This is a genomic window from Pseudomonas sp. TE4620 (assembly GCF_056279045.1).
In genome coordinates this window covers 509851-534067 of sequence record NZ_JBWBQO010000001.1, presented here as the reverse complement: position 1 = coordinate 534067, position 24217 = coordinate 509851, and the positions used below count along the sequence as shown (strand labels likewise).

Here is a 24217-nt window from a genome sequence, read left to right as displayed (position 1 = left end):
CATCAAATGTACAGGTCCAGCCCCAGTACTTCCATCTCCCAGTCAACGAAACCGGCAGTGGTCAGGTAGCTGGCCAGGGCATGGGCGGTGCGCTTGTTGCGCGCCCGCGGGAAGATCATGTCCTGAGGCCGCGCAGGCAGGCCGCCAGTGCGCGCCTGGCCGTGGCTGGCGCTGGCGCTGGCTTGCGCCTGTACTTCGAACTCGCCCGGCAGATCTTCGTCGTCCACGTCATCGGTACGTACCGGCGCTTTGCGCGGGGCTCGCTTGATGGGGTAGGACTGAGAAGAAAAACCGTCTATGCGCATGGCGATTACTCAGGAGCAGTGATGGCAATTTAGCAGCATCGCTGATCCTTCGCTAATGCCCGATTGATAACTGGACCACAGATCGGGCAAAAGGTTTTATTTTGCCTGGGAATAACCGACGAACTGCACTCAGCGCGCTTTCGGCGTGGCCACCTTGTCGCGCAGGTACACAGGCTGCGCGAGGTCGGCGGCAATCGCCTCGCCGCGCTGCCAGGCGAAGGTCGCCAGGCTCAGCAGGTCCTGGGCATGGGGCAGCAGGCTGGCGTCCTGGCCGCAGGCCTTGACCGCCAGGCGCTCGGCATAGCCCCAGCCAGTGCCCGCGCCAAACCAGTCGCCGCTGGCACCCTCGGGCAAGGCCACCTGCTCCGGTGGCAGCACCGCCTCCTTGCCCTGCAGGCGCATTTCGCCGTCAACGTTGCGATAGCAGCCCCAGTAGACCTCGTCCATGCGCGCATCGATTGCCGCCGCCACTTGCTGCACGCCCTGCTCACGCATCGCGCGCTGGGCCAGCACGGCCAGGTTGGACACCGGCAGTACCGGCCGCTCCAGGGCGAAGGCCAGGCCCTGGACCACGCCAATGGCAATGCGCACGCCAGTGAAGGCGCCCGGGCCACGACCGAAGGCGATGGCATCGAGCTGTTGCAGGGTGACGCCGGCATCGGCCAGCAGTTGCTGGATCATCGGCAGCAGCTTCTGCGCGTGCAGGCGCGGGATCACCTCATAGTGGCTGGAAACCTTGCCATCATGCAGCAAGGCAACGGAGCAGGCTTCGGTGGCGGTGTCGAGGGCCAGCAAGGTGGTCATCGGGGGTTCCAGGGGCAAGAAAAAAGAGCAGCATTATAAACAACAACGGCCCGCAAGCGGGCCGTTGTCTGCACTACCGAGCGTCGATCAGCTCAGTGCGGCCAGGACCTTGGCGGTGATCGCGTCAACCGAGCCCACGCCTTCGATATGCGCGTACTTCGGCTTGCCAGCGTTGGCAGCCGACAGCTTCTGGTAGAAGTCTACCAGCGGCTTGGTCTGGTCGTGGTAGACCGACAGGCGATGACGCACGGTTTCTTCGGTGTCGTCTTTGCGCTGCACCAGCGCTTCGCCGGTTTCGTCGTCCTTGCCTTCAACCTTTGGCGGGTTGTAGACAACGTGGTAAACGCGGCCCGAACCTTCGTGCACACGGCGGCCAGCGATACGCTGAACGATTTCTTCGTCTTCGACAGCGATTTCGACCACGGCATCCAGCTCGACGCCAGCAGTCACCAGGGCTTCAGCCTGAGGAATGGTGCGCGGGAAGCCGTCGAACAGGAAGCCGTTGGCGCAGTCAGGCTGGGCAATACGGTCCTTGACCAGGTTGATGATCAGCTCGTCGGAGACCAGCTTGCCAGCGTCCATGATCGCCTTGGCTTCCAGGCCCAGCGGGGTGCCGGCCTTGACCGCGGCGCGCAGCATGTCGCCAGTGGAAATCTGTGGAATGCCGAACTTTTCGGTGATGAACTTTGCCTGAGTACCTTTACCGGCCCCGGGAGCTCCCAGCAGAATTACGCGCATCTTGTGCTCCTCATTTTTTTGTAAGCAAATCAGTGGGTTTGCCACGCAGGGCCAATCCCGGAATTTGGGTGATGATCGTAATTTCGATCAAAAGGCTGCTCAAGATACACAGCGCCCGCAAGCCACACAAGCGCTCGAAAGTCGGAAAAACCCACGCACTGTGGCCACTTGCAGCACAGGTTGCGCCGAGCGCAACCTGTTGCTTTACAAGCATTCTGCCCTTCCTGGGCAAACCCTCGGCAAAGCGTTTTGCCAACTCAGCCGGTATTGCGCAAACCTGCCGCGATGCCGGCCACGGTGACCAGCAAGGCCTGCTCCAACGGGCTGTCCAGAGCGGCTTCACGCCCACGCGAGCGCGCCAGCAGCTCAGCCTGCAATAGATGCAGCGGGTCCAGATAGGTGTTGCGCAAGCGGATGAATTCCAGGGTTTCGGGGCTGTGCGCCAGTAGCACCGGCTGCCCGGTCAGCCCCAACACCACCTCGCACGCCTGCGACAATAGGTCGCGCAAATGTGCACCCAAAGGTCGCAGTTCTGGTTGCACCAGACGTTCGTCGTAGGAGCGGGCGATATCGGCATCGGCCTTGGCCAGAACCATCTCCAGCATGTCGATACGTGTGCGGAAAAACGGCCACTGCTCGCGCATCTCGGCCAGCAACGGCCCCTGGCCGCGAGCCAGGGCGTTGTTCAATGCCGCTTCCCAGCCGAGCCAGGCCGGCAGCATCAGGCGGGTCTGGGTCCAGCCGAAAATCCACGGGATCGCCCGCAGGCTTTCGATGCCACCGGCGCGGCGCTTGGCCGGGCGGCTGCCCAGCGGCAGGCGGCCGAGTTCCTGTTCGGGGGTGGACTGGCGGAAGTACTCGACGAACTCGGGGTTGTCGCGCACCACGCCGCGATAGGCCTTGACGCCGTCGGCAGCTAACTGGTCCATCAGCGCGCGCCAGGCCGGTTGTGGCGGCGGCGGTGGCAGCAGGGTCGCTTCGAGCACCGCCGCCAGGTAGAGGTTCAGGTTCTGCTCGGCGATGTCCGGCAAGCCGAATTTGAAGCGGATCATCTCGCCCTGCTCGGTAGTGCGCAAGCGCCCGGCCACCGAACCCGGCGGCTGCGACAGGATCGCCGCGTGGGCCGGGCCGCCGCCACGCCCGACGGTACCGCCACGGCCGTGGAACAACAGCAGTTCGACCTGCTGCTCGCGGCAGATGCGCACCAGGGTTTCCTGGGCGCGGTACTGGGCCCAGGCCGCGGCCGTGGTGCCGGCATCCTTGGCCGAATCGGAATAGCCGATCATCACCTCCTGCGGGCCGTGCAGGCCGGCGCGATACCCCGGCAAGCCCAGCAGGCGCTCCATCACCGGCCCGGCGTTGTCCAGGTCAGCGAGGGTTTCAAACAACGGCACCACGCGCATCGGCCGCAGCACGCCGGCCTCTTTAAGCAGCAACTGCACCGCCAGCACATCGGAAGCGGCGCCGGCCATGGAGATCACATAGGAGCCCAGCGAAGCTGCCGGTGCAGCGGCAATCTCGCGGCAGGTGGCGAGCACTTCGGCGGTGTCGGCCTGGGGCCTGAAGTAGCTGGGCAGCAGTGGCCGCCGGCTGTTGAGTTCCTGCTGCAGGAAGGCCACACGCGCGTCTTCATCCCACTCGGCGTAGCGGCCAAGGCCCAGGTATTCGGTGATTTCACTCAGCGCCGAGGTGTGCCGGGCGGCGTCCTGGCGCACGTCCAGGCGCACCAGGAACAGGCCGAAAGTAACGGCCCGGCGCAGGCAGTCGAGCAGCGGGCCGTCGGCGATAACACCCATGCCACAGGCGTGCAGCGACTCAAAGCACAGCTGCAGCGGCTCGAACAGTTCACGGTTGTCCTGCAGCACTTCAGCGGCCGGCGCTTGCGCCGTGGTCAGCGCGGCATGGGCCCAGGCGCGGGTGACCCGCAGGCGCTCACGCAATTGCTTGAGCACGGCGCGATAGGGCTCGGCCGACTCGCCCACCTTGGCCCTCAGCGCTTCGCTGGCCTGCTGCATCGACAGCTCTGCGGCCAGGGCATCGATATCGCGTAAAAACAGGTCAGCGGCCATCCAGCGCGCCAGCAACAGCACTTCACGGGTCACCGGCGCAGTGACATTGGGGTTGCCGTCACGGTCGCCGCCCATCCACGAGGCAAAGCGGATCGGCGCCGCCTCCAGCGGCAGGCGCAGGCCGGTGGCCTGGTGCAGGGCCTTGTCGACCTTGCGCAAGTGGTGTGGCACCGCTTGCCATAGCGAATGCTCGATCACCGCAAAGCCCCATTTGGCTTCGTCTACCGGGGTTGGCCGGGTGCGGCGGATTTCTTCGGTGTGCCAGGCTTCGGCGATCAGCCGTTGCAGGCGTTCGCGGATCTGCTCGCGTTCGGCGGGGGTCAGGTCGCGGTGATCCTGGGCAGCCAGTTGCGCGGCAATCGCGTCGTACTTCTGGATCAAGGTGCGCCGCGCCACCTCGGTCGGGTGGGCGGTAAGCACCAGCTCGATGCTGAGCTTGCCCAGTTGCCGGGCCAGGGCATCGTCGCTGTGGCCGGCGGCCTTGAGCCGCGCCAGCAGTTCGGGCAGCACCCGCGCTTCGAAAGGTTCGGCCTGGCCGGCGTCGCGGCGGCGGATCAGCTGATACTGCTCGGCGATGTTGGCCAGGTTGAGAAACTGGTTGAAGGCCCGCGCCACCGGCAACAGCTGGTCTTCGGCGAGGTCATTGAGGGTCGAGCTCAGTTGCTCGGCGCTACCGCTGCGGTCGGCCTTGGCACTGCGGCGTATGTCCTCGATGGTCTGCAAAAACGCTTCGCCGTGCTGCTCGCGCACGGTATCGCCCAACAACTCGCCCAACAAATGAACATCTTCACGCAAGCGCACATCGATATCAGTCATCAGCCATGTCTCCGGCATTCGGGAAAACCGCTCTGGGTCCAGAGTGCCCCAGTAGCGCCCGGGCTTCAAGGCAGGGCCACGGCTGGGCTACATGGCTGAGCTACAGGGTTGAGCTACTGGGTGAACTACGCTCAACACAGGCATACAGGAGACCATCATGAAAATCCGTGATCTTGCCCAGCATTGGGAACAGCACGCCAAAGGCTCGCTGAGCCCCACCGGCCATGTCCTGCACCTGGACATGGAAGCGGCGGCGCGCCTGGCGGCCCTGGCCGAGATGTACCCCAAGCGCCAACCCGAAGAACTGCTCGGCGAACTGCTCGGGGCTGCGCTTGAAGAGCTGGAAGCGAGCTTTCCGTATGTTCAGGGCGCGCAGGTGATTGCCACCGACGAAGAGGGTGACCCGCTGTACCAGGACATCGGTCCGACCCCGCGGTTTCTTGCCCTTTCACGCCGCTACCTGCACGAGATGAGCAACCCCAAAGAGGCCGGCAAGCCTTGATCCACCCCGCCTCCTGATCCGCGCTGCGAGCGCTCGCGTACCGCCGGCACGCCTGAAAGTTCAACGAAAAACCCACTGACCGATCAGTCAGAAAAAACCGCGAACAAGCGGCACTTTTTTCTGAACTATTCAAAAAACGCTTCGGTCACAGCCAATAGCCATCACGGCAAAACCCTTTCAGAACCGGGTCAGAGCAGTCCCGTAGCTGACGGGTCGCGCCGATGGACTGTTACGGAATTCGTTGTTCATCAGGAGTGATCCAATGGAGTTGACCACCATGAAGACCCGCACCGCAAACACCCCGTCCACTCACCTGCGCGGGCTCAAGCTGGCCGCGCTGGCACTGGGCAGCAGCCTGGTCCTGGCCGGCTGTGCCGGCAACCCACCTACCGAGCAGTACGCTGTCACGCAATCGGCGGTCAATTCCGCTGTCAGCGCCGGCGGTACCGAGTTTGCCGCCGTCGAGATGAAGGCTGCGCAGGACAAGCTCAAACAGGCGGAAATCGCCATGCACGACAAGAAGTACGACGACGCCAAGCGCCTGGCCGAGCAGGCCGAGTGGGACGCCCGCGTCGCCGAGCGCAAGGCCCAGGCCGCCAAGGCCGAGAAAGCCGTACAGGATGCCCGCCAGGGCGTTCAGGACCTGCGTGAGGAAGGCATGCGCAGCGTCGAATGACGCCCGCCCACCGACCCGTGCATTCGTAATCGATCAAAGGATGAACCATTATGCGTAAACACGTGATGATCCCCGCCCTTCTGGCCCTGAGCGTTGGCCTGGCCGCCTGCTCGACGCAGCCGAACGCCAACCTGGAATCGGCCCGGACCAACTTCTCGGCCCTGCAGAGCAACCCGCAGGCCGCCAAGGTCGCGGCCCTTGAAACCAAGGACGCCCAGGACTGGCTGAATAAGGCCGACAAAGCCTACATGGACAAGGAAGACTCGAAAAAAGTCGACCAGCTTGCCTACCTGACCAACCAGCGGGTTGAAGTGGCCAAGCAGACCATTGCCCTGCGCACTGCCGAAGGCAACCTGAAAAACGCTGCCGCCCAGCGTGCCCAGGCGCGCCTGGATGCCCGCGATGCGCAGATCAAGAAGCTGCAGGACAGCCTCAACGCCAAGCAGACCGACCGCGGCACCCTGGTGACCTTCGGCGACGTGCTGTTCGACTTCGACAAGGCCACGCTCAAGAGCAGCGCCTACCCGAACATCACCAAGCTGGCGCAGTTCCTCCAGGAGAACCCTGACCGCAAGGTGATCGTCGAGGGCTACACCGACAGCAAGGGCAGCGCCAACTACAACCAGTCGCTGTCCGAGCGCCGCGCCGCGGCCGTGCGCATGGCGCTGGTACGTGCCGGTGTAGATCCGGCGCGCATCGTCGCCCAGGGCTACGGCAAGGAGTATCCGGTGGCCGACAACACCAGCAACTCGGGTCGCGCGCAGAACCGTCGGGTGGAAGTGACCATTTCCAACGACAACCAGCCGGTGGCGCCGCGTTCGGTCAGCCAGCTGAACTGAAGCTAGCTGTGCAGTAAAAAAAATCCCGCCGAGTCTGGCGGGATTTTTGTTTGGCTTGCGGGCCTTCATCGCGGGTCAAGTCGGATCGCCGCACCGCCGCTCCCGCAATTACTCTTTCACTTCTTGTGGGGTTTCCTGACCCAGGCAACGCACCGCCTGCTTCTTGTTGTTGACCAGCACACCAGTCAGGCCTTTTTGCGCGGTATCGAACAACACCAGCACGCCATCGACGCACTGCGCCACCTGGCTGGCCGGCTGCAGGGAGATCTTGTAGTCCTCGCCAGGGATGGTCTTGAGCATGGTGAAGTCGGACAGCAGCAAGGCATCCTCGGGCTTGGCGAAATGCAGGTAACCGTAGTACCACAGGGCCGCGACGGTACCGATGATGCTGCAGACTCCGGTAATGATCAGCGGGATGGCGTTGCGTTCTTCACTCATTGCGACTTCTCGTCAGGGTAGTTGGGGACTTCGGCCAGGCGCCGCAGCCCGTTGAAATGCATCGGGTCGTCCAGAAAGCGCAACATGACCTGGCGCCAGGTCTTGTCGGCAAAGGTCTGCACATGCCCGCCACGGGTCAGCTGCAACACCCTCGGGGGGGGCGCAGCCTGATACAACTGCAGGCCGTTGACCAGCGGCACGATGGGGTCGTCGATGCTGTGGAAGAACAGCTTGGGCGGGGTCTTGATCTGTGCTATCGAATGGATCGCACTGTCGCCATCGGGCACCAGCCACGACAAAGGCACCTGCAGCGGCCAGGTCAACCACGAATTGCTCAGGGCAAAGCGCCCGACCTGACGGTAGCTGGCCGGTACGCCATCGAAGACCATGGCCTTGAAGCGCTCGGCCTGGCGCGGATGCTCGGCCAGGTAATGGATAGCCATTGAGCCGCCCAGGCTCTGGCCCAGCAGGATCTGCGGCTTGCCCTGCACCTCGGGGGCCTGGTCCAGCCAGGCCAGCGCCGCAGCGATGTCCTGGTAGACCTCCGGCAGCCCGGGCTTGCCCTCCGACAGGCCGTAGCCGCGGTAGTCGAGCAACAGCACCTGATAACCCTGCTCCGGCAACCACCAGCTGCCGCCCAGATGCCAGGCCAGGTTGCCGCCATTGCCATGCAGGTGCAGCACCGTGCCCTTGACCTCGACACCGGCCTTGGCCGGCAGCCACCAGCCATGCAGGCGGGTGCCGTCAGCGGCGGTCAGGGTCACGTCGCGGTACGCGAGTTTGGCTTTCTCGGGGGTGAACGGCTGGCCAGGCTCGGGATAGAACAACAGCGAACTGCAGCCGCCCAGACTCAGCAGCACCAGCAGCAGGCCCAGATGCCTGCGCCATGCTTCAGAGAATGTTCGAGTAATCGGCTTCAATCCGGTCCAGGCTCAGGTGGTTGAGGAAGTTGGAGAAACACATCCAGGCCGACAGCGCGTTGAGGTCGCGAAACTGCTCAGGCAGGTACTTGGGCGGTTCCACCAGGCCTTCATCGACCAGTTGGCGCAAGGTGCGCATGTCTTCAAGGGTGGTCTTGCCGCAGAACAACAAGGGGATCTGTTCGAGCTTGCCCTTGCGCACGGCCAACTGAATATAGTTGTAAACCATGATAAAGCCCTTGAGATAGGACAAGTCCTTGGTAAACGGCAAACCATTGGGCACCGAGCCGCGGAACACCCGGCTGGCGTTGCCGTAGCTTTCGGCCATCTCGAAACCCTGGGCGCGGAAAAACTCATACACCTGCATGAAGTCGGCGCCCTCCTCGACCATATGGATGGCGCGGGTGCGGTTGGTCAGCTTGCGCAGGCGGCTAGGGTAGGAGGCGAAGGCGATCACTTCCATGAGGATCGCCAGGCCTTCCTGGGTCACGGTCGACGAGGGCGGGCCCTTGGCCAGGAAGGTGCAGATCGGCTGGTTGAGACCGTTGAGGGTGGTGCCGACGTGCACCAGGCCTTCGTGAACCTCCAGCGCGCGCACATCGCGGCTGTTGAACATGGCGTCGGCGCGGATCTTGATGTAGTCGGCGCCAGCGGCGGCGTCGGCGACGATACCGTCGGACTCGAACACGCGGATGGTGTCTTCGGCCTCGTTGAACACCTTGTTCAGGCGGCCCTGGAGCATCTCCACGGCCTGCTTGGCGGTGAGGTTCTTCGGCTCGTCCTTGAGGTCGCCACGGCCGTCGATGTTGTTCAGGTAGTCCGAGAGCATCAGGCCGAGGTCGGCCAGGGTCGGGTCACCGGCATGGAAGGCATCGGAGGCGGCGCCGTACAGTTCCTGGGAGATCAGGCCGAAATCCTCGGTGCCGCGCGCTTCGAGCATGCGCACCACCATGCGGTATTCCTTGCACATGCGCCGCATGATCTGCCCGACCGGGTTGAACTGGCCAAGCTGGCGGGTGATGTCGCGCTCGATGTTCTGGAACTCGAGCTTGACAGCCGCCGAGTCGAACGACAGTGGCCGGCCCTGGTAGTAGGCGCGGTCTACCGCTGGCAGCTCCTTGCCCTTGGCCTTGAGGAAACCTTGGCGGATGTTGTCGTCCCACTTCACCGCATCAAGCACGCGAATGGGCGTTTGCGCCAGGACAATGCGATCAGACAGGGCACGTATCGTCTGCTGGTACTCGTCCACCCTACACTCCTTGAATTGCGCTGATTACTTGCCGGCCCGCTTGAAGCGCGCCACTTCGATGAACAGGTCGGAGTTGGCCGGGTCGTCCAGGTAAGCCAGGACGCGCTCGGCCGGGCTGTCGATTAGAACACCTTCGCCGTTTTCTTCGGGCACCTCGATGCTGCGGCCGCTGAGTTCTTTCTTCTGCACGGCCTGGTTGACCTGCTCGACATCAAGGTTGTAGACCACCAGTTCCTTGTTATCGAGCACTTCAAAACCGCCAATCAGGAAGTTGCCGCCCAGACGCTTGGGCACGCCGGCCGAGAGGTACCAGCGATTGCCGTGCTGGGACACGGTGAAGGCGTACTCGTCGCGCTTCTTGTTCTTGCCGATGGCCACTGCCTTGTAGGCGTTGCCACCGCTGCGGCTGATCTGCAGGGTCAGCGGCTCGCCCCAGGCGTCCTTGCTGGTCCAGGTGCCGAGCAGGGCCTTGGGCGCAGGTTTGTTGCCCGGAATCGGCTCGTTGAAGGTGACCAGACAACCGCCAAGCAGCAAGAACGACAATGCCAACAGCAGGGTTCTGGCTTTCATCAACCTCTCCTTGAAATAGGTTCGCGCCTTACACCGACGCCAAGACCAGATGCAGGTACCGGGTAAGAATAGCGAGCATCGGCGCTTCAGCCTGGGCTTGTTCAGCGTCGAGCAGGCCCTGATATTCCATCTGCTCGATAATCGCCGTCAACACCAGGGCATCCTGTTGTGGCTGACACGAGCCTACCACCTGCAGCATCTGCACGGCGCCGCGCAGCAGAATCTGCTCGTGCAGCTTGACCAGCTCGGCCAGGCGCGGGCACAGCAGCGCCTCCTGGCGAAAGGCCTGCTCGGCCATCAGAAAGTCGCGGCGGTTATGCAATTGGCGCTGCACATAGTCGGTGGTCATCTTCGCTACTTCATCGGCCAGGCGCGCCCGCCACTGCGGGCTGCCATCGCCCTGGGAGAGCAACTGGCGCAGCACCACCTCGGTGTTCTCCCAGAGCTTGGCCATGTAGGCCGCGCTGCGTTCGACATACTGGGCGAAGGTGTCGGTGAGCAGGTCTTCGATGTCCTTGAAGTAATAGGTGGTCGCCGACAGCGGCACGCCGGCCTCGGCTGCCACCGCGCGGTGGCGCACGCCGCGCACGCCGTCACGCACGACGATGCGCATGGCCGCGTCGAGGATCTGCTGGCGGCGCTGCTCGCTGCCTTCGCGGCTGGCCTTGCGGCCCTGGTACTGCACGCTTTCGGCCACCGCTGTAGCCACGCAGGCGGCGCCTTGTTGAGTCATTGCAGGAGTCACTGCTGGTCTACCCCAAACGTTGGATCCGATCGATGAATTTCTTCCAGGCATGAAAAAGCCGCCCCGGAAGGCGGCTTGTTCAGTTCGCTCAGGCCTGTGGGCGCATGTGCGGGAACAGGATGACGTCGCGAATCGATGGCGAGTTGGTCAGCAGCATCACCAGACGGTCGATGCCGATGCCTTCACCGGCGGTTGGCGGCATGCCGTATTCCAAGGCACGGACGAAGTCGGCATCGTAGTGCATGGCTTCGTCGTCACCGGCGTCTTTCTCGGCCACCTGGGCCATGAAACGCTCGGCCTGGTCTTCGGCATCGTTGAGCTCGGAGTAGGCGTTGGCGATTTCACGGCCACCGATGAACAGCTCGAAGCGGTCGGTGACGTTCGGGTTGTCGTCGTTGCGACGGGCCAGCGGCGAGACTTCGAACGGGTACTGGGTGATGAAGTGCGGCTGCTCGAGCTTGTGCTCGACCAGCTCTTCGAAAATCATCACCTGCAGCTTGCCCAGGCCTTCGAAGCCGAGCACCTTGGCGCCGGCTTTCTTGGCGATCTCACGGGCCTTGTCGATGTCCTGCAGGTCGGCGGCGCTGATCTCGGGGTTGTACTTGAGGATCGAGTCGAACACCGACAGGCGCACGAACGGCTCGCCGAAGTGGAACACCTTGTCGCCATACGGCACGTCGGTGCTGCCCAGAACCAGCTGGGCCAGTTCGCGGAACAGCTCCTCGGTGAGGTCCATGTTGTCTTCGTAGTCGGCGTGGGCCTGGTAGAACTCGAGCATGGTGAACTCGGGGTTGTGCCGGGTCGAAACGCCTTCGTTACGGAAGTTGCGGTTGATCTCGAAGACCTTCTCGAAACCACCGACCACCAGGCGCTTGAGGTACAGCTCCGGGGCGATGCGCAGGAACATCTGCATGTCCAGGGCATTGTGGTGGGTTTCGAACGGCTTGGCTGCGGCGCCACCAGGAATGGTCTGCAGCATTGGCGTCTCGACTTCGAGGAAGTCGCGGGCCATCAGGAAGTTGCGGATGTGGGCGATGACCTGCGAGCGAACGCGGAAGGTGTGGCGGGTTTCATCGTTGACCATCAGGTCGACGTAGCGCTGGCGGTAGCGCTGCTCGGTGTCGGTCAGGCCGTGGTGCTTGTCCGGCAGCGGGCGCAGCGACTTGGTCAGCAGGCGCACGCTGGTCATTTCGACGTACAGGTCGCCCTTGCCGGAGCGCGCCAGGGTACCTTCGGCGGCGATGATGTCGCCCAGGTCCCAGGTCTTGACCGCGGCCAGGGTTTCTTCCGGCAGGGTCTTGCGGTTGACGTAGACCTGGATGCGCCCGGTCATGTCCTGGATCACCATGAACGAGCCACGGTTGAGCATGATGCGCCCGGCAACCTTGACCGGAATCGCTGCAGCTTCCAGCTCTTCCTTGGTCTTGTCGACATACTGTTTCTGCAGGTCGTTGCAGTAGCTGTCACGGCGGAAGTCGTTGGGGAAGGCGTTACCCTTGGCGCGCTCGGCAGCAAGTTTTTCCTTGCGCAGCGCGATCAGGTTGTTTTCTTCCTGTTGCAGGTCTTGCGATTCGGTCTTCAGGTCGCTCATGTCGTCATTCTTTCCATCAGGTATTCGTTGCCCTTTTCGGGCAGGGCACGCGATGCCGGCGGGCGGCCGGGCATCGCGGCGGTGGTGTGCGGCTTACAGCCCCTGCTTGAGGCTCGCTTCCAGGTACTGGTCGAGGTCGCCGTCCAGCACCTTCTGGCAGTCGCTGCGCTCGACGCCGGTACGCAGGTCCTTGATACGCGAGTCATCCAGCACGTACGAACGGATCTGGTGGCCCCAGCCGATGTCCGACTTGCTGTCTTCCAATGCCTGCGAGGCGGCGTTGCGCTTCTGCATTTCCAGCTCGTACAACTTGGCCCGCAGCATTTTCATGGCGGTGTCCTTGTTGGCGTGCTGGGAGCGTTCGTTCTGGCAGGCCACCACGGTGTTGGTCGGCACGTGGGTGATACGTACTGCCGAGTCGGTGGTGTTTACGTGCTGGCCACCGGCGCCCGAGGAGCGGTAGGTGTCGACGCGCAGGTCGGACGGGTTGATGTCGATTTCGACCTTGTCGTCGATCTCGGGCGACACGAACACCGCCGAGAACGAGGTGTGGCGACGGGCGCCGGAGTCGAACGGGCTCTTGCGCACCAGGCGGTGCACGCCGATCTCGGTACGCAGCCAGCCGAAGGCGTACTCGCCCTTGATGTGCACGGTGGCACCCTTGATGCCGGCGACTTCACCCTCGGAAAGCTCGATGATGGTGGCGTCGAAACCGCGCTTGTCGGCCCAGCGCAGGTACATGCGCAGGAGGATGTTGGCCCAGTCCTGCGCTTCGGTACCACCGGAGCCGGCCTGGATGTCCAGGTAGGCGTTGTTCATGTCCATCTCGCCGCTGAACATGCGACGGAACTCAAGCTGTGCCAGGCTTTCTTCCAGACCTTGCAGCTCGGTCACGACGTCGCTCGCGGCGCCTTCGTCATTTTCCTCGACGGCCATGTCGAGCAGGTCCTGGCAGTCGGCCAGGCCACCGGACATCTTGTCCAGGGTCTCGACGACCTGCGCCAGCATGGCACGTTCGCGGCCCAGGGCCTGAGCGTACTCGGGCTTGTTCCAGACGTTCGGGTCTTCGAGCTCGCGGTTGACTTCGATCAGGCGGTCATGCTTTTGATCGTAGTCAAAGATACCCCCGAATGGACTCGGAGCGCTCGGTGAGGTCCTTGATGGTGTTCAGGATCGGTTGGATTTCCATGGGCGGGCAGCTCTCGTGCGTATTCTGTAGAAAAGCCGGAGAGTATAGCGGAGTTACAGCTTCAAGCGGCAAGCTACAAGCGACAAGAGGCCGGAGAAAAACCCGGCGCCAGGTTTTTTCTTGCCGCTTGAAGCTTGCCGCTTGTAGCTACCGTCAATCCACCCCGACCTGGTTACGGCCGTTGTTCTTGGCCAGGTACAGGCCTTTGTCCGCTGCCGAAATCAGTTGCCGGCAATGGCTGCCGATACCCGGGGTGAGGGTCGCCAGGCCGATACTCACGGTGAGCACCGAGTCGGCGTTGGGCATGGTGTGGGCGATGTTCATCGCCGCCACGGTCTGGCGCAGTTTTTCCGCCACCAGGCGGGCGCCACCCGGCGAGGTGTTGGGCAGCACCAGGGCGAATTCCTCGCCACCGTAACGGGCCGGCAGGTCGCTGGGGCGGGCGCAGGAGGCGCGAATGGCTTCGGCGACCTTGCGCAGCGCTTCGTCACCGGCCAGGTGGCCGAAGGTGTCGTTGAACGACTTGAAATAGTCGACATCGATCATCAGCAACGACAGCTGCGCCTGTTCGCGCATGGCCCGGCGCCATTCCAGCTCCAGGTACTCGTCGAAGTGGCGACGGTTGGAAAGCCCCGTGAGGCCGTCGGAGTTCATCAGCCGCTGCAGCACCAGGTTGGTGTCGAGCAACTGCTGCTGGCTGACGCGCAGGGCGCGGTAGGCCTCGTCGCGCTGCAGCAGGGTCAGGTAGGAGCGCGAGTGGTAGCGGATACGCGCCACCAGCTCGATGTTGTCCGGCAGCTTCACCAGGTAGTCGTTGGCCCCGGCGGCAAAGGCGGCGCTCTTGACCAGCGGGTCCTCCTTGGTCGACAGGACGATGATCGGGATGTCCTGGGTGGCCGGGTTGTTGCGGTATTCGCGCACCAGGGTCAGGCCGTCAAGGCCGGGCATGATCAGGTCCTGGAGAATCACCGTGGGCTTGATGCGCACAGCCTGGGCCACCGCCTGGTGCGGGTCGGCGCAGAAGTGGAAATCGATGTTCTCTTCGTGAGCCAGGCCACGCCGCACCGCTTCGCCGATCATTGCCTGATCGTCGACCAAGAGGACCATTGCCGAATTTTCATTCATGGTCGGAAAACCGTCGAGCGGTAAATCATTCATGCGCTGTCACCTGGTCACTGCCGGCCAGCCGGCGTGGCTCAATACATATCGTCATTTTGGAAAAATTTCCATCAATCGCGCGGCGATTCGCTCCAGAGGGCGAATTTCGACGGCGGCGTCTATCGCGGCGGCTGCCTTGGGCATGCCGTACACCGCGCTGCTCTGCTGATCCTGGGCGATGGTCAGAAAGCCCTGTTGGCGCATCAGCTTCAGGCCCTGGGCGCCATCGCGCCCCATGCCGGTGAGCAGTACGCCGACCGCGTCGCCGCGCCAGTAGCGGGCCACGCTTTCAAAAAATACGTCGATCGAGGGCCGGTAGATTTCGTTTACCGGCTCAGCGGTATAGGCCAGGTTGCCGTTCTTGAGCAGGCGAATGTGGTGGTTGGTGCCGGCCAGCAGCACCTGCCCCGGTTGCGGCGGCTCGCCTTCGCTGGCCAGGCGCACCGCCAGGCCCGAGGCGCTGCTGAGCCATTCGGCCATGCCGGCGGCGAACACCTGGTCAACGTGCTGGACCAGCACGATGGCCGCCGGAAAACTGCGCGGCAAGCCCTTGAGCAGCACTTCCAGGGCCGCCGGGCCGCCCGCCGAAGAGCCAATGGCAACCAGGCCCTGGCGCTGCGCGGCTTCTCGCACCGGCGCGGCCATGGCCCGGGTCGGGGTGCTGCGCTGCTGGCCGATCAGCCAGCCGATATTGAGGATCTTGCGCAGCAGCGGCGCTGCCGCTTCACGCGGATCGCCGGCGCCAAGGGCCGGGGTGTCGACCACGTCGAGGGCGCCATGGCCCATGGCCTCGAACACCCGGTGGACGTTCTGCTGGCGGTCGACGGTGACGATCACGATGGCGCACGGCGTTTCGGCCATGATCCGCCGGGTGGCCTCGACGCCATCCATGACCGGCATGATCAAATCCATGAGGATCAGGTCCGGTAACTGCTCGGCACACAGCTTGACCGCATCGGCGCCATTGCTGGCGACCCAGATCACCTGATGGGCCGGTTCGAATGCCAACGCCCGGCGCAAGGCCTCCACGGCCATGGGCATATCGTTGACGATGGCGATTTTCATCCCTGCGCTCCCCCGATCAGCTCGACGACGGCGTCGAGCAAGGCATCATCGTGAAAACTGGCCTTTGCCAAATAGTAGTCGGCCCCGGCGTCCAGTCCACGGCGACGATCTTCTTCGCGGTCTTTGTACGACACCACCATCACCGGCAGCGATTGCAGGCGGCTGTCGCGCCGCAGCAGCGTGACCAGTTCGATACCGTCCATGCGCGGCATGTCGATGTCGGTGATCAGCAGGTCGAAGTCTTCGCTGCGCAAGGCGTTCCAGCCGTCCATGCCGTCGACCGCAACGGCCACTTCATAGCCCTTGTTGCTCAGCAGCTTGCGCTGCAGTTCGCGCACGGTCAGCGAGTCGTCGACCACCAGCACGCGCTTGCGCGCCGCCTCGCGCACGCTGCGCTGGCCGCGCTCGATACGCTCCAGGCGGCCGGTGCTGAGGAGTTTTTCCACCGAACGCAGCAGGTCTTCGACATCGATAATCAGCACCACCGCGCCGTCGTCGAGCAAAGCCCCGGCGGAAATATCCTGGACCTTGCCCAGGCGCGCGTCCAGCGGCATCACCACCAGCACCCGTTCGCCGATCAGGCGCTCGACTGCCACGCCGTAGAGCATGTCGCGCTCGCGAATCACCACCACCTTGATGCTCTGCCCTTCGCCCTGGCTTGGCGGACGGTTGAGCAACTGGCTGGCCGCGACCAGGCCGATATGCCGGCCCTCATGCCAGAAATGCTGGCGGCCCTCGATCTGCACGATGGCCTCGGCCGGCAGCTCCAGGGTGCGTTCGATATGTGCCAGCGGGAAGGCATAGGCTTCGGCGCCAACCTCGACCACCAGGCTGCGCACCACCGACAGGGTCAGCGGCACTTCGAGGTGAAAGCAACTGCCCTGGCCGCTGGTCTGGGTCAGCTCGATCGAGCCGCGCAACTGGCGAACCATGTGCTGCACGGCGTCCAGGCCGACACCGCGCCCGGACACCTCGGTAACCCGGTCACGCAGGCTGAAACCGGGCAAAAACAGGAAGGTCAGCAGCTCGGCCTCGCTCATCTGCGCCACGGTTTCGGCCGGTGACAACTGGCGCTCGACGATGCTCTGGCGCAAGTGTGCCAAGTCGACGCCGCCGCCATCGTCGCTGATCTCAAGCACCAGCAGGCCGGCCTGGTGCGAGGCACGCAGGCGGATCTGCCCTTCCAGGGGCTTGCCGGCCACCAGGCGCCGCTCGGGCGATTCGATACCGTGATCGACGGCATTGCGCAGCAGGTGGGTCAAGGGCGCTTCGAGCTTTTCCAGTACGTCGCGGTCGACCTGAGTTTTCTCCCCGTCGATGTCCAGGCGCACCTGCTTGCCCAGCGAACGACCAAGGTCACGGACCATGCGGCTTTGCCCGGACAGCACATCGGCAAACGGACGCATGCGACAGGCCAGTGCAGTGTCGTACAGCAGCTGCGCGCGCTGGCTGGCCTGCCAGCCGAACTCATCGAGATCGGAGGCTTGCTGCAACAGAATTTGCTGGGTCTCACCGAGCAGACGCTGGGCCTGGGCCAAAGCGTCCTGGACTTCGGCGCTCTGGCCGCTGCTTTCCAGTTGCTGCTTGAGGCCGTCGAGGGCGCGGATGCTTTGCCCGTGCATGCGCTTGAGGCGCTGCAGGGTGGCCAGGTAAGGCTTGAGCCGCTGGGTTTCGACCAGCGATTTGCTCGACAGGTCGAGCAGGCTGTTCAGGCGCTCGGCCGTGACCCGCAAGACCCGCTCACCGCCCTCGGTCGTGCGTTTGCCGCTGCGCACCGGCGCGGCTTCGACCTCGGGTTCGGGGTCAACGCTTGGCAGCTCGACCGCCAGTGGTTCGGGTTCGGGCTCGGGTTCCGGCAATGGCGGCGCTGCGATCGCAGGCGCTGCTGGTGCACCAGGGTCGAGCAACGCGGCCATCTGCACCAGAAAGGTCTGCACCGCGGCATCGATACTGGCATCGCCCGGCGTGGCGATGCGCATCAGCAGGTCGGTGCCCTGCAACAGCGCATCGATATGCTCCGGGCGCAGCAGCAAGCGGCCTTCCTGGGCGCCGACCAGGCAGTCTTCCATGACATGGGCGACGCTGACCCCGGCATCGACGCCGACAATCCGCGCCGCGCCCTTGAGCGAATGGGCTGCGCGCATGCACGCTTCAAGCTGGTCGGCCTGGGTCGGGTTGCGCTCCAGTGCCAGCAGCCCGGCACTGAGCACCTGAGTCTGGGCTTCGGCCTCCAGGCTGAACAGCTCGAGCAACGAGGCGTCGCGCATTTGCTCTGGGGTCATGACAGGCTCCGGTTCACGGCAGACAGCACTTGGTCTTCATCCAGCACGCGAACACTGCGTCCGCGCCATTGCAGCACCGCTGCGGTAAAACGCGTTTCGCCCTGCTCGGCCCCCAGGCGGACGGGGTCCAGAGCATGGATGCCGTCCACTTCATCGACCTGGACCACCACCGAGCCGCCGGCAGCGGCGATGATCAGCATGCGCGGCATGATCCGCGCCGAGGTTGGCGCCGAACCCTGGGTTTCAAGGCCGAGCAGGTCGCCCAGCGACAGGCAGGGCACCAGCGCGCCACGTACATTGGCCACGCCATGCAGCACCCGCGAGCGCTGGTGTGGCAGGGAATGCACCTGCTGCAGCGGCGCAACCTCGACCAGGCAGCGGGTGGCCAGCGCCAGCCACTCCTCGCCCAGGCGAAACAGCAGCAATGAGCGGCCACTGCTGGCTTGCTCAGGCGCCTCGCTCTGCTCGTGGGCTTCCTGAGACAACGAATAGCGGTCCAGCAGGCGCGTCGCTGCAGCGGCATAGACGTCGCAGTTGCGGCAGTGAATATGTTCATCAAGCAGCGGGCAGCTCTTGTCGCCGTGTACGCCGATACGGTTCCAGCAATCGTCAATGCTGGCGGCGTCACTGGCGACCAGTTGCACGTCGTTGTCACCCATCATTGCTCAGACTCCCGGTCAGCGCGCCGTGCGGCCCGTTCCTGCAGGCGCCGGGCGCCTGCGACATCACCTTGCGAAGCCAGCAGCGCGGCCAGGTGCACCAGTGCCTCCGGATGCTGGGGGTCAAGGTAGAGCGCCTTGCGGTAATGGCTCAGGGCTTCACCGCTGTCGCCGGCGGTATCACTGAGCAAGCCCAGCCAGTAGAACACCTGGGCAGTGGGCGGATACTGCTGCAGGTAACGGGTACACGCGGCCTGGGCCTCGGTGCTGCTACCGGCATTGGCCATCTGGGCGATCTGCGCCAGCAATTGGCTGGCCGCATCCTGCGCGGCGGGCTTCGCCGGCGGCGGCGCAATCGGCTTGAGCTTGCGCACCGTCAGCGGCGCCGACGCCGGGCGCGGCACGCTGGCCGCCGTCACCGGCACTGTCAACGGCAAAGGGATCGCCAACGGCTTGCTCGGCGGCGCCGGCTGCATTTCAGCCTGGCGTACGTAGGCAAAGGATTGGGCAATGCCCACCGGGCGCATGCCCATGCGCGCCAGCAGGCTGCCTTCGGCCGGGCCGATGAACAGCACACCTTGCTCATGGATCAGGCTTTTGAGCACCTCGAACACCCGCTGCTGGGTGGGGACGTCGAAGTAGATCAGCAGGTTGCGGCAGAACACGAAATCGTAACTGCCCTCGCGGGCCTTGAGCGCCGGATCCAGTACATTGCCGACCTGCAGCTTGACCTGCTGGCGAACCCGCTCGTCGAGGCGCTGGCCTTCGTCGCTGTCGCTGAAGTGCCGCTCGCGAAAGTCCAGGTGCGAGCCACGGAACGAGTTGCGCCCGTACAGCGCCTGTTCGGCGCGATCAATCGAATTGGGGCTGATGTCCATAGCGTCGACGCGAAAGCTGTGCCCGGCAAAGCCGCCGTCGAGCAGGGCCATGGCAATCGAGTACGGCTCTTCGCCGGTCGAGCACGGCAGGCTGAGGATGCGCAGCGGGCGCATGCCACCGAGCTCGGCCAGGCGTTTGCGCGCCAGGGTCACCAGGGCGTTGAACGACTCCGGATAACGGAAGAACCAGGTTTCCGGGACGATCACCGCCTCGATCAGCGCCTGCTGCTCCTGGCTCGACTGCTGCAGGCGCAGCCAGTAGTCATCCAGGTCGCGGGCTTCGAGGGTGGCGCAGCGCTGACGCAAGGCGCGCTCGACCATCGCTGCGCCGACCGAGGCGACATCCAGACCGATCCGATCCTGCAAAAAGCGAAAGAAGCGCTGTTCGCCACTCATGCCAGGCCCTCGTCGCTCGCCGCCAGCTCAGGCGGGAACAACAGCTGGCGCACCTCGGCGCTGAGCAGGTCCTGTACACCGATGCATTGCAGCAAACCGTGGGCATCCTCGCGCACCGGCCCCAGGTAAGGCGCCTGCTGGTTGTCCAGGCCATAGGGCTGGAACTCGGCGGGGTCGCAACGCAGGGTATCGGTGGCCTGTTCGAGGATCAGCCCCAGCCGCAAGTGCGGGCGCAACGGGTCGGCACGGTAGTGCACCAGGACCAGGCGCGTGCTGGTGCGCACCGGCGCCGGCAAACCGAAGCTCAAGGCGCCGACGTCGATCACCGGTACCAGCGCGCCACGATGCGCCAGCACCCCGGCCACCCAGGCCGGGGTCTGGGCAATGGGCTTGAGCGGCAGGCGCGGCAGCACTTCGGCGACCTCATGGGCGTCCAGGGCAAAGCGCTGGTCGCCGATGCGAAACACCAGGTACAGGGTGCCGTGGGAGGCCGCATCCTGGTTGCGGCGAGGCTGAAGGTCGTTCATCGGCAGGTCAGACTTTGAACCGCGACACGCCGCCACGCAGGCCGGTGGCCACCTGGCTCAGTTCGTCAATGGCAAAGCTGGCCTGGCGCAACGATTCGACCGTCTGGCTGCTGGCATCGCCCAACTGCGCCAGGGCATGGTTGATCTGTTCGGCGCCGGTGGCCTGGGCCTGCATGCCTTCATTGACCATCAACACCCGCGGCGCCAGGGCCTGGACCTGGTGAATGATCTGGGTCAGTTGCTCGCCGACCTGCTGCACCTCGAACATGCCGCGGCGTACTTCTTCGGAGAACTTGTCCATGCCCATGACCCCGGCCGACACCGCCGACTGGATCTCGCGAACCATCTGCTCGATGTCGTAGGTAGCCACGGCAGTCTGGTCGGCCAGGCGCCGCACTTCAGTGGCGACCACGGCGAAACCACGGCCGTACTCACCGGCTTTTTCCGCCTCGATGGCGGCGTTGAGCGACAGCAGGTTGGTCTGGTCGGCGACCTTGACGATGGTCACCACCACCTGGTTGATGTTGCCGGCCTTCTCGTTGAGGATCGCCAGCTTGTTGTTGACCAGATCGGCCGCGCCCATCACCTGGTGCATGGTCTCTTCCATGCGCGCCAGGCCCTGCTGGCCGGAGCCGGCCAGGATCGAGGCCTGGTCGGCGGCCGAGGTCACTTCGGTCATGGTCCGCACCAGGTCGCGGGAAGTCGCGGCGATTTCCCGCGAAGTGGCGCCGATTTCGGTGGTGGTGGCGGCGGTCTCGGTGGCGGTGGCCTGTTGCTGCTTGGAGGTGGCGGCAATCTCGGTCACCGAAGTGGTGACCTGCACCGAGGAGCGCTGGGCCTGGGACACCAGGTTGGTCAGTTCGCCCATCATTTCGTTGAAGCCGGTTTCCACCGCGCCGAACTCATCCTTGCGGTCCAGGTTCAGGCGCACGCTGAGGTCGCCGCCGCTGAGCTTGTCCAGGGCATGGACGATACGCTGCATCGGTGCGGTGATGGCGCGCATCAGCACCAGGCCGCAGATGGTTGCGGCGACAATCGCCAGCAACAGCGAGACGATCATGCTGAACTTGGCCGTGGCCACGGCGCTGACGATGGAGTCGGTGGCGGATTCGGCCGAATGACGGTTGCGCTCGATCACCCCGTTCAGGTGCTTGCGGCCATCGACCCAGGCCGGGGTCAGCACCTCGGCGAGCAGGCGCTGGGCTTCGGGGTAATCCTTCTTGCGGTAGGCCTCCAGGACGCTATCCACCGCTTTCAGGTAGCCCGCTTCGAGCTGGCCGAACTGGTCGAAGCTGGCCTGGTCGTCCTTCTCGCGAATGGTCGCCTGGTAGCTGGCCATGTGCTGTTTGAGGCGCTCTTCAAAGCCCTTGTACAGCTCCATGTCGGCCGAGGTGAGCTCGCGGTGGTCGCTCAGGCCCACCAGCTGCTGGGTCAGTACATAGCTGTCGACCCAGGCGCTGCGGATCATGGAGCTGTAGTAGACCCCGGGGATGCTGTCGGTTCGCACCGCTTCCTCGCCGGACTCTATGGCCACCAGTCGCGAATAGGCAGCGACCACCATCAGCGACATGATGGCGATAATCACGGCGAAGCTCGCCAGGATCCGTTGGCGCAAGGTCCAGTTTTTCACAGTCAGCCCTCAAGTGTTCTACGCGAGCAGGAAAAATGGGCAGAGTATAGCCCAGCGGCTGCGCGCTTTTGCGGCTGACTTAACGGCTGGATCGGGCCAAACGGGCTAGATACTGGCCATTAGCCCGGTTTCATTGACTGGCAGCAAGTTTTACCTGGTTTTCCAGCTCGCTCTTGAGCGCCGGGTCAAGCTTGAGCTGGCGCGCCAGTTCGTCCAGGTAGGCACGCTCCATGAAATGCTCCTCGTCCACCAGCATGACACTGGCGATGTACATTTCGGCGGCCATTTCCGGGGTGCTGGCGGCGCGGGCGACGTCGGCCGGGTCCAGCGGTTTGTTCAGCTCGGCGTGCAGCCAGTGTTGCAGTTCCTGGTCGCTGGACAGCTTGACGAATTCGCCCTCGATCAGCGCCCGCTCGCGGTCATCGACATGGCCATCGGACTTGGCCGCTGCCACCAGCGCCTTGAGGATCGCCTGGCTGTGCTGCTCGACCTGGGCCGGCGGCAGGCGGTCGAGGGTTTGCGGCTCACCCTGCACCGCAGTGCCCTGCTTGGCCTGCCAGTTGCCGTAGGCCTTGTAGGCGATCACCCCGAGGGCCGCCAGGCCGCCGTAGGTCAGGGCCTTGCCGCCGTACTTGCGAGCCTTTTTGTTGCCCATCAGCAAGCCCATCGCCCCTGCTGCCAGAGCACCGCCGCCGGCACCGGAGAGCAGGCTGCCCAGGCCACCACCGCCCTTGCCGCCGAGCAGGTCGCCAAGGCCGCCGGATTTGCCGGCAGGGCTTTTGCCGCCCTGGTTCTGCAGCAGGTCCTGGCCGGATTTGAGCAGTTGATCAAGCAAGCCGCGGGTGTTCATGGGGCATCTCCATGGGGAGGAAAGAAGCCCAAAGAGTACTGCCGCAGGCTGAAGCGAAGCTGAATGCATTTGCTTCCAGATGTTGCCTACGCTTAAACCAGCTATACCTGCACTTTCACCGCCCCGAGATAATTCCAACAAGAGGGAACACCATGTTCGTGCACAAGACCGCCACGCTCTGCGCCCTGAGCACCGCCCTGCTGGCCAGCGCCAGCCTGCAGGCCGCCGAACCCCTGAAAGCCGTGGGCGCCGGCGAAGGCCAGCTGGATATCGTCGCCTGGCCGGGTTACATCGAGCGCGGTGAAAGCGACAAGGCCTACGACTGGGTGACCGGCTTCGAGAAGGACACCGGCTGCAAGGTCAGCGTCAAGACCGCCGCCACCTCCGACGAGATGGTCAGCCTGATGACCAAGGGCGGTTACGACCTGGTCACCGCCTCCGGTGACGCCTCGCTGCGCCTGATCGCCGGCAAGCGCGTGCAGCCGATCAACACCGCGCTGATCCCCAACTGGAAGAACCTCGACCCGCGGCTCAAGGACGGCGCCTGGTACGTGGTCAACCAACAGGTGTACGGCACGCCCTACCAATGGGGTCCGAACGTGCTGCTGTACAACACCGAGGTGTTCAAGCAGGCGCCGACCAGCTGGAGCGTGGTTTTCGAGCCGCAGGAGCTGCCCGACGGCAAGCCCAACAAGGGCCGGGTGCAGGCCTACGACGGGCCGATCTACATCGCCGATGCGGCGCTGTACCTGAAGTCGGCCAAACCTGAACTGGGCATCCACAACCCCTATGAACTGAACGAAACCCAGTACCAAGCGGTGCTCGACCTGCTGCGCCAGCAACATCCGCTGATCCACCGTTACTGGCACGATGCCACGGTGCAGATGAGTGACGTCAAGAACGAGGGCGTGGTCGCCTCCAGTTCCTGGGGCTACATGGTCAACGGCCTGCAAGCCGACAAACAGCCGGTGGCCTCGACCATTCCCAAGGAAGGCGCCACCGGCTGGGCCGACACCACCATGCTGCACAGCGAGGCCAAGCACCCCAACTGCGCCTACAAGTGGATGGACTGGTCGCTGCAGCCCAAGGTCCAGGGCGACGTAGCGGCCTGGTTCGGCTCGCTGCCCGCGGTGCCGGCGGCCTGCAGCGGCAGCGAACTGCTCGGCGCCGAGGGCTGCAAGACCAATGGTTTCGACCAGTTCGACAAGATCGCCTTCTGGAAGACCCCGCAGGCCGAAGGGGGCAAGTTCGTGCCCTATAGCCGCTGGACCCAGGACTATATTGCGATCATGGGCGGCCGTTAGGGCCCTGTCGCGGGGCA

At 64.2% G+C, this 24217-nt stretch carries 24 protein-coding genes; 4 read left to right on the top strand and 20 right to left on the bottom strand.

Annotated elements, in window-relative coordinates; translation table 11 throughout:
- Positions 1–2: 2 nt before the first annotated feature.
- The 5 genes from ACZ9A3_RS02505 to ppc form a co-directional block, all read right to left on the bottom strand.
- Complete coding sequence (locus ACZ9A3_RS02505) at positions 3–305, bottom strand: hypothetical protein (protein ID WP_476252106.1); 303 nt, start codon at positions 303–305, stop codon at positions 3–5.
- 129 nt (positions 306–434) lie between these two features.
- Positions 435–1109, bottom strand: coding sequence for a tRNA (adenosine(37)-N6)-threonylcarbamoyltransferase complex dimerization subunit type 1 TsaB (gene tsaB, locus ACZ9A3_RS02500; RefSeq protein WP_045193657.1), 675 nt, complete (start codon positions 1107–1109; stop codon positions 435–437).
- An 87-nt stretch (positions 1110–1196) separates the two neighbouring features.
- A complete protein-coding gene (gene adk, locus ACZ9A3_RS02495; RefSeq protein WP_045193658.1) occupies positions 1197–1847 on the bottom strand; it encodes an adenylate kinase in 651 nt (216 codons plus the stop codon).
- 10 nt (positions 1848–1857) lie between these two features.
- A complete protein-coding gene (locus tag ACZ9A3_RS02490) occupies positions 1858–2061 on the bottom strand; it encodes a hypothetical protein (RefSeq protein ID WP_093386719.1) in 204 nt (67 codons plus the stop codon).
- 43 nt (positions 2062–2104) lie between these two features.
- Positions 2105–4732 (bottom strand): phosphoenolpyruvate carboxylase, encoded by a 2628-nt coding sequence (gene ppc, locus ACZ9A3_RS02485; RefSeq protein ID WP_195885811.1) that lies wholly within the window; start codon positions 4730–4732, stop codon positions 2105–2107.
- A 157-nt stretch (positions 4733–4889) separates the two neighbouring features.
- Here ppc and ACZ9A3_RS02480 point away from each other — a divergent pair, with 157 nt between their 5' ends.
- The 3 genes from ACZ9A3_RS02480 (at position 4890) to lptF (ending at position 6749) form a co-directional block, all read left to right on the top strand.
- On the top strand, positions 4890–5234 hold the full coding sequence (locus ACZ9A3_RS02480) for a pilin assembly protein (RefSeq protein WP_093386725.1): 345 nt from the start codon (positions 4890–4892) through the stop codon (positions 5232–5234).
- A 262-nt stretch (positions 5235–5496) separates the two neighbouring features.
- Positions 5497–5910, top strand: a complete 414-nt coding sequence (locus tag ACZ9A3_RS02475) for a DUF4398 domain-containing protein (RefSeq protein WP_045193662.1) — start codon at positions 5497–5499, stop codon at positions 5908–5910.
- A 50-nt stretch (positions 5911–5960) separates the two neighbouring features.
- A complete protein-coding gene (lptF, locus tag ACZ9A3_RS02470) occupies positions 5961–6749 on the top strand; it encodes a lipotoxin F family OmpA-related lipoprotein LptF (RefSeq protein ID WP_045193663.1) in 789 nt (262 codons plus the stop codon).
- Between the two features lie 108 nt (positions 6750–6857).
- Here the strand turns inward: lptF and ACZ9A3_RS02465 are convergent, their stop codons facing one another.
- From ACZ9A3_RS02465 to ACZ9A3_RS02395, 15 genes are all read right to left on the bottom strand, one after another.
- Positions 6858–7187: a PA3694 family proteiin gene (locus ACZ9A3_RS02465; RefSeq protein ID WP_093386728.1), complete on the bottom strand. Its 330-nt coding sequence runs from the start codon at positions 7185–7187 to the stop codon at positions 6858–6860.
- Positions 7184–8107, bottom strand: a complete 924-nt coding sequence (locus ACZ9A3_RS02460; RefSeq protein ID WP_476252105.1) for an alpha/beta hydrolase — start codon at positions 8105–8107, stop codon at positions 7184–7186. Before ACZ9A3_RS02460 ends, ACZ9A3_RS02465 begins: the two co-directional genes overlap by 4 nt.
- Complete coding sequence (locus ACZ9A3_RS02455) at positions 8079–9356, bottom strand: flavohemoglobin expression-modulating QEGLA motif protein (protein ID WP_045193667.1); 1278 nt, start codon at positions 9354–9356, stop codon at positions 8079–8081. Before ACZ9A3_RS02455 ends, ACZ9A3_RS02460 begins: the two co-directional genes overlap by 29 nt.
- A gap of 24 nt (positions 9357–9380) precedes the next feature.
- Positions 9381–9926 carry a hypothetical protein gene (locus ACZ9A3_RS02450; protein ID WP_045193668.1) on the bottom strand — a complete coding sequence of 182 codons (546 nt, stop codon included), beginning with the start codon at positions 9924–9926 and terminating at the stop codon, positions 9381–9383.
- A gap of 28 nt (positions 9927–9954) precedes the next feature.
- Complete coding sequence (locus ACZ9A3_RS02445) at positions 9955–10659, bottom strand: TetR/AcrR family transcriptional regulator (protein ID WP_045193669.1); 705 nt, start codon at positions 10657–10659, stop codon at positions 9955–9957.
- Positions 10660–10759: 100 nt separating this feature from the next.
- Positions 10760–12262, bottom strand: coding sequence for a lysine--tRNA ligase (gene lysS / locus ACZ9A3_RS02440; protein ID WP_045193670.1), 1503 nt, complete (start codon positions 12260–12262; stop codon positions 10760–10762).
- A gap of 93 nt (positions 12263–12355) precedes the next feature.
- A protein-coding gene (gene prfB / locus ACZ9A3_RS02435) for a peptide chain release factor 2 (RefSeq protein ID WP_143013309.1) occupies positions 12356–13451 on the bottom strand; the annotation gives its coding sequence in 2 pieces (ribosomal slippage) (positions 12356–13378 and positions 13380–13451; 1095 coding nt in all).
- A 153-nt stretch (positions 13452–13604) separates the two neighbouring features.
- Complete coding sequence (locus ACZ9A3_RS02430; protein WP_045193671.1) at positions 13605–14609, bottom strand: response regulator; 1005 nt, start codon at positions 14607–14609, stop codon at positions 13605–13607.
- 51 nt (positions 14610–14660) lie between these two features.
- Positions 14661–15674, bottom strand: coding sequence for a chemotaxis response regulator protein-glutamate methylesterase (gene cheB / locus ACZ9A3_RS02425; protein ID WP_045193672.1), 1014 nt, complete (start codon positions 15672–15674; stop codon positions 14661–14663).
- On the bottom strand, positions 15671–17956 hold the full coding sequence (locus tag ACZ9A3_RS02420) for a response regulator (protein ID WP_476252104.1): 2286 nt from the start codon (positions 17954–17956) through the stop codon (positions 15671–15673). Before ACZ9A3_RS02420 ends, cheB begins: the two co-directional genes overlap by 4 nt.
- Complete coding sequence (locus ACZ9A3_RS02415; protein ID WP_045193675.1) at positions 17953–18618, bottom strand: chemotaxis protein CheW; 666 nt, start codon at positions 18616–18618, stop codon at positions 17953–17955. Before ACZ9A3_RS02415 ends, ACZ9A3_RS02420 begins: the two co-directional genes overlap by 4 nt.
- Positions 18615–19889: a CheR family methyltransferase gene (locus ACZ9A3_RS02410; protein ID WP_476252103.1), complete on the bottom strand. Its 1275-nt coding sequence runs from the start codon at positions 19887–19889 to the stop codon at positions 18615–18617. The genes ACZ9A3_RS02415 and ACZ9A3_RS02410 overlap by 4 nt, the downstream gene beginning before the upstream one ends.
- Complete coding sequence (locus tag ACZ9A3_RS02405; RefSeq protein WP_045193678.1) at positions 19886–20416, bottom strand: chemotaxis protein CheW; 531 nt, start codon at positions 20414–20416, stop codon at positions 19886–19888. The genes ACZ9A3_RS02410 and ACZ9A3_RS02405 overlap by 4 nt, the downstream gene beginning before the upstream one ends.
- A gap of 7 nt (positions 20417–20423) precedes the next feature.
- Entirely contained in the window at positions 20424–22046 is a 1623-nt protein-coding gene (locus tag ACZ9A3_RS02400) for a methyl-accepting chemotaxis protein (protein ID WP_045193679.1), read from the bottom strand.
- Positions 22047–22176: 130 nt separating this feature from the next.
- On the bottom strand, positions 22177–22896 hold the full coding sequence (locus ACZ9A3_RS02395) for a tellurite resistance TerB family protein (RefSeq protein WP_093386762.1): 720 nt from the start codon (positions 22894–22896) through the stop codon (positions 22177–22179).
- A gap of 152 nt (positions 22897–23048) precedes the next feature.
- On the opposite strand from ACZ9A3_RS02395, the gene ydcS reads away from it, so the two are divergent.
- Positions 23049–24200 (top strand): putative ABC transporter substrate-binding protein YdcS, encoded by a 1152-nt coding sequence (gene ydcS / locus ACZ9A3_RS02390; RefSeq protein ID WP_045193682.1) that lies wholly within the window; start codon positions 23049–23051, stop codon positions 24198–24200.
- The last annotated feature ends 17 nt before the right edge of the window (positions 24201–24217 follow it).

What these genes read in the sequence shown, in the direction of transcription:
- ACZ9A3_RS02420 (WP_476252104.1), bottom strand. Translation starts at nt 17,956, where the DNA reads ATGACCCCAGAGCAAATGCGCGACGCCTCGTTGCTCGAGCTGTTCAGC.
- ACZ9A3_RS02465 (WP_093386728.1), bottom strand. Translation starts at nt 7,187, where the DNA reads ATGAGTGAAGAACGCAACGCCATCCCGCTGATCATTACCGGAGTCTGC.
- adk (WP_045193658.1), bottom strand. Translation starts at nt 1,847, where the DNA reads ATGCGCGTAATTCTGCTGGGAGCTCCCGGGGCCGGTAAAGGTACTCAG.
- lysS (WP_045193670.1), bottom strand. Translation starts at nt 12,262, where the DNA reads ATGAGCGACCTGAAGACCGAATCGCAAGACCTGCAACAGGAAGAAAAC.
- tsaB (WP_045193657.1), bottom strand. Translation starts at nt 1,109, where the DNA reads ATGACCACCTTGCTGGCCCTCGACACCGCCACCGAAGCCTGCTCCGTT.
- ACZ9A3_RS02490 (WP_093386719.1), bottom strand. Translation starts at nt 2,061, where the DNA reads ATGCTTGTAAAGCAACAGGTTGCGCTCGGCGCAACCTGTGCTGCAAGT.
- ACZ9A3_RS02445 (WP_045193669.1), bottom strand. Translation starts at nt 10,659, where the DNA reads ATGACTCAACAAGGCGCCGCCTGCGTGGCTACAGCGGTGGCCGAAAGC.
- ACZ9A3_RS02480 (WP_093386725.1), top strand. Translation starts at nt 4,890, where the DNA reads ATGAAAATCCGTGATCTTGCCCAGCATTGGGAACAGCACGCCAAAGGC.
- cheB (WP_045193672.1), bottom strand. Translation starts at nt 15,674, where the DNA reads ATGAAAATCGCCATCGTCAACGATATGCCCATGGCCGTGGAGGCCTTG.
- ACZ9A3_RS02405 (WP_045193678.1), bottom strand. Translation starts at nt 20,416, where the DNA reads ATGAACGACCTTCAGCCTCGCCGCAACCAGGATGCGGCCTCCCACGGC.
- ACZ9A3_RS02450 (WP_045193668.1), bottom strand. Translation starts at nt 9,926, where the DNA reads ATGAAAGCCAGAACCCTGCTGTTGGCATTGTCGTTCTTGCTGCTTGGC.
- ACZ9A3_RS02505 (WP_476252106.1), bottom strand. Translation starts at nt 305, where the DNA reads ATGCGCATAGACGGTTTTTCTTCTCAGTCCTACCCCATCAAGCGAGCC.
- ydcS (WP_045193682.1), top strand. Translation starts at nt 23,049, where the DNA reads ATGTTCGTGCACAAGACCGCCACGCTCTGCGCCCTGAGCACCGCCCTG.
- ACZ9A3_RS02415 (WP_045193675.1), bottom strand. Translation starts at nt 18,618, where the DNA reads ATGATGGGTGACAACGACGTGCAACTGGTCGCCAGTGACGCCGCCAGC.
- ACZ9A3_RS02430 (WP_045193671.1), bottom strand. Translation starts at nt 14,609, where the DNA reads ATGAATGATTTACCGCTCGACGGTTTTCCGACCATGAATGAAAATTCG.
- ACZ9A3_RS02410 (WP_476252103.1), bottom strand. Translation starts at nt 19,889, where the DNA reads ATGAGTGGCGAACAGCGCTTCTTTCGCTTTTTGCAGGATCGGATCGGT.
- ACZ9A3_RS02475 (WP_045193662.1), top strand. Translation starts at nt 5,497, where the DNA reads ATGGAGTTGACCACCATGAAGACCCGCACCGCAAACACCCCGTCCACT.
- ppc (WP_195885811.1), bottom strand. Translation starts at nt 4,732, where the DNA reads ATGACTGATATCGATGTGCGCTTGCGTGAAGATGTTCATTTGTTGGGC.
- lptF (WP_045193663.1), top strand. Translation starts at nt 5,961, where the DNA reads ATGCGTAAACACGTGATGATCCCCGCCCTTCTGGCCCTGAGCGTTGGC.
- ACZ9A3_RS02395 (WP_093386762.1), bottom strand. Translation starts at nt 22,896, where the DNA reads ATGAACACCCGCGGCTTGCTTGATCAACTGCTCAAATCCGGCCAGGAC.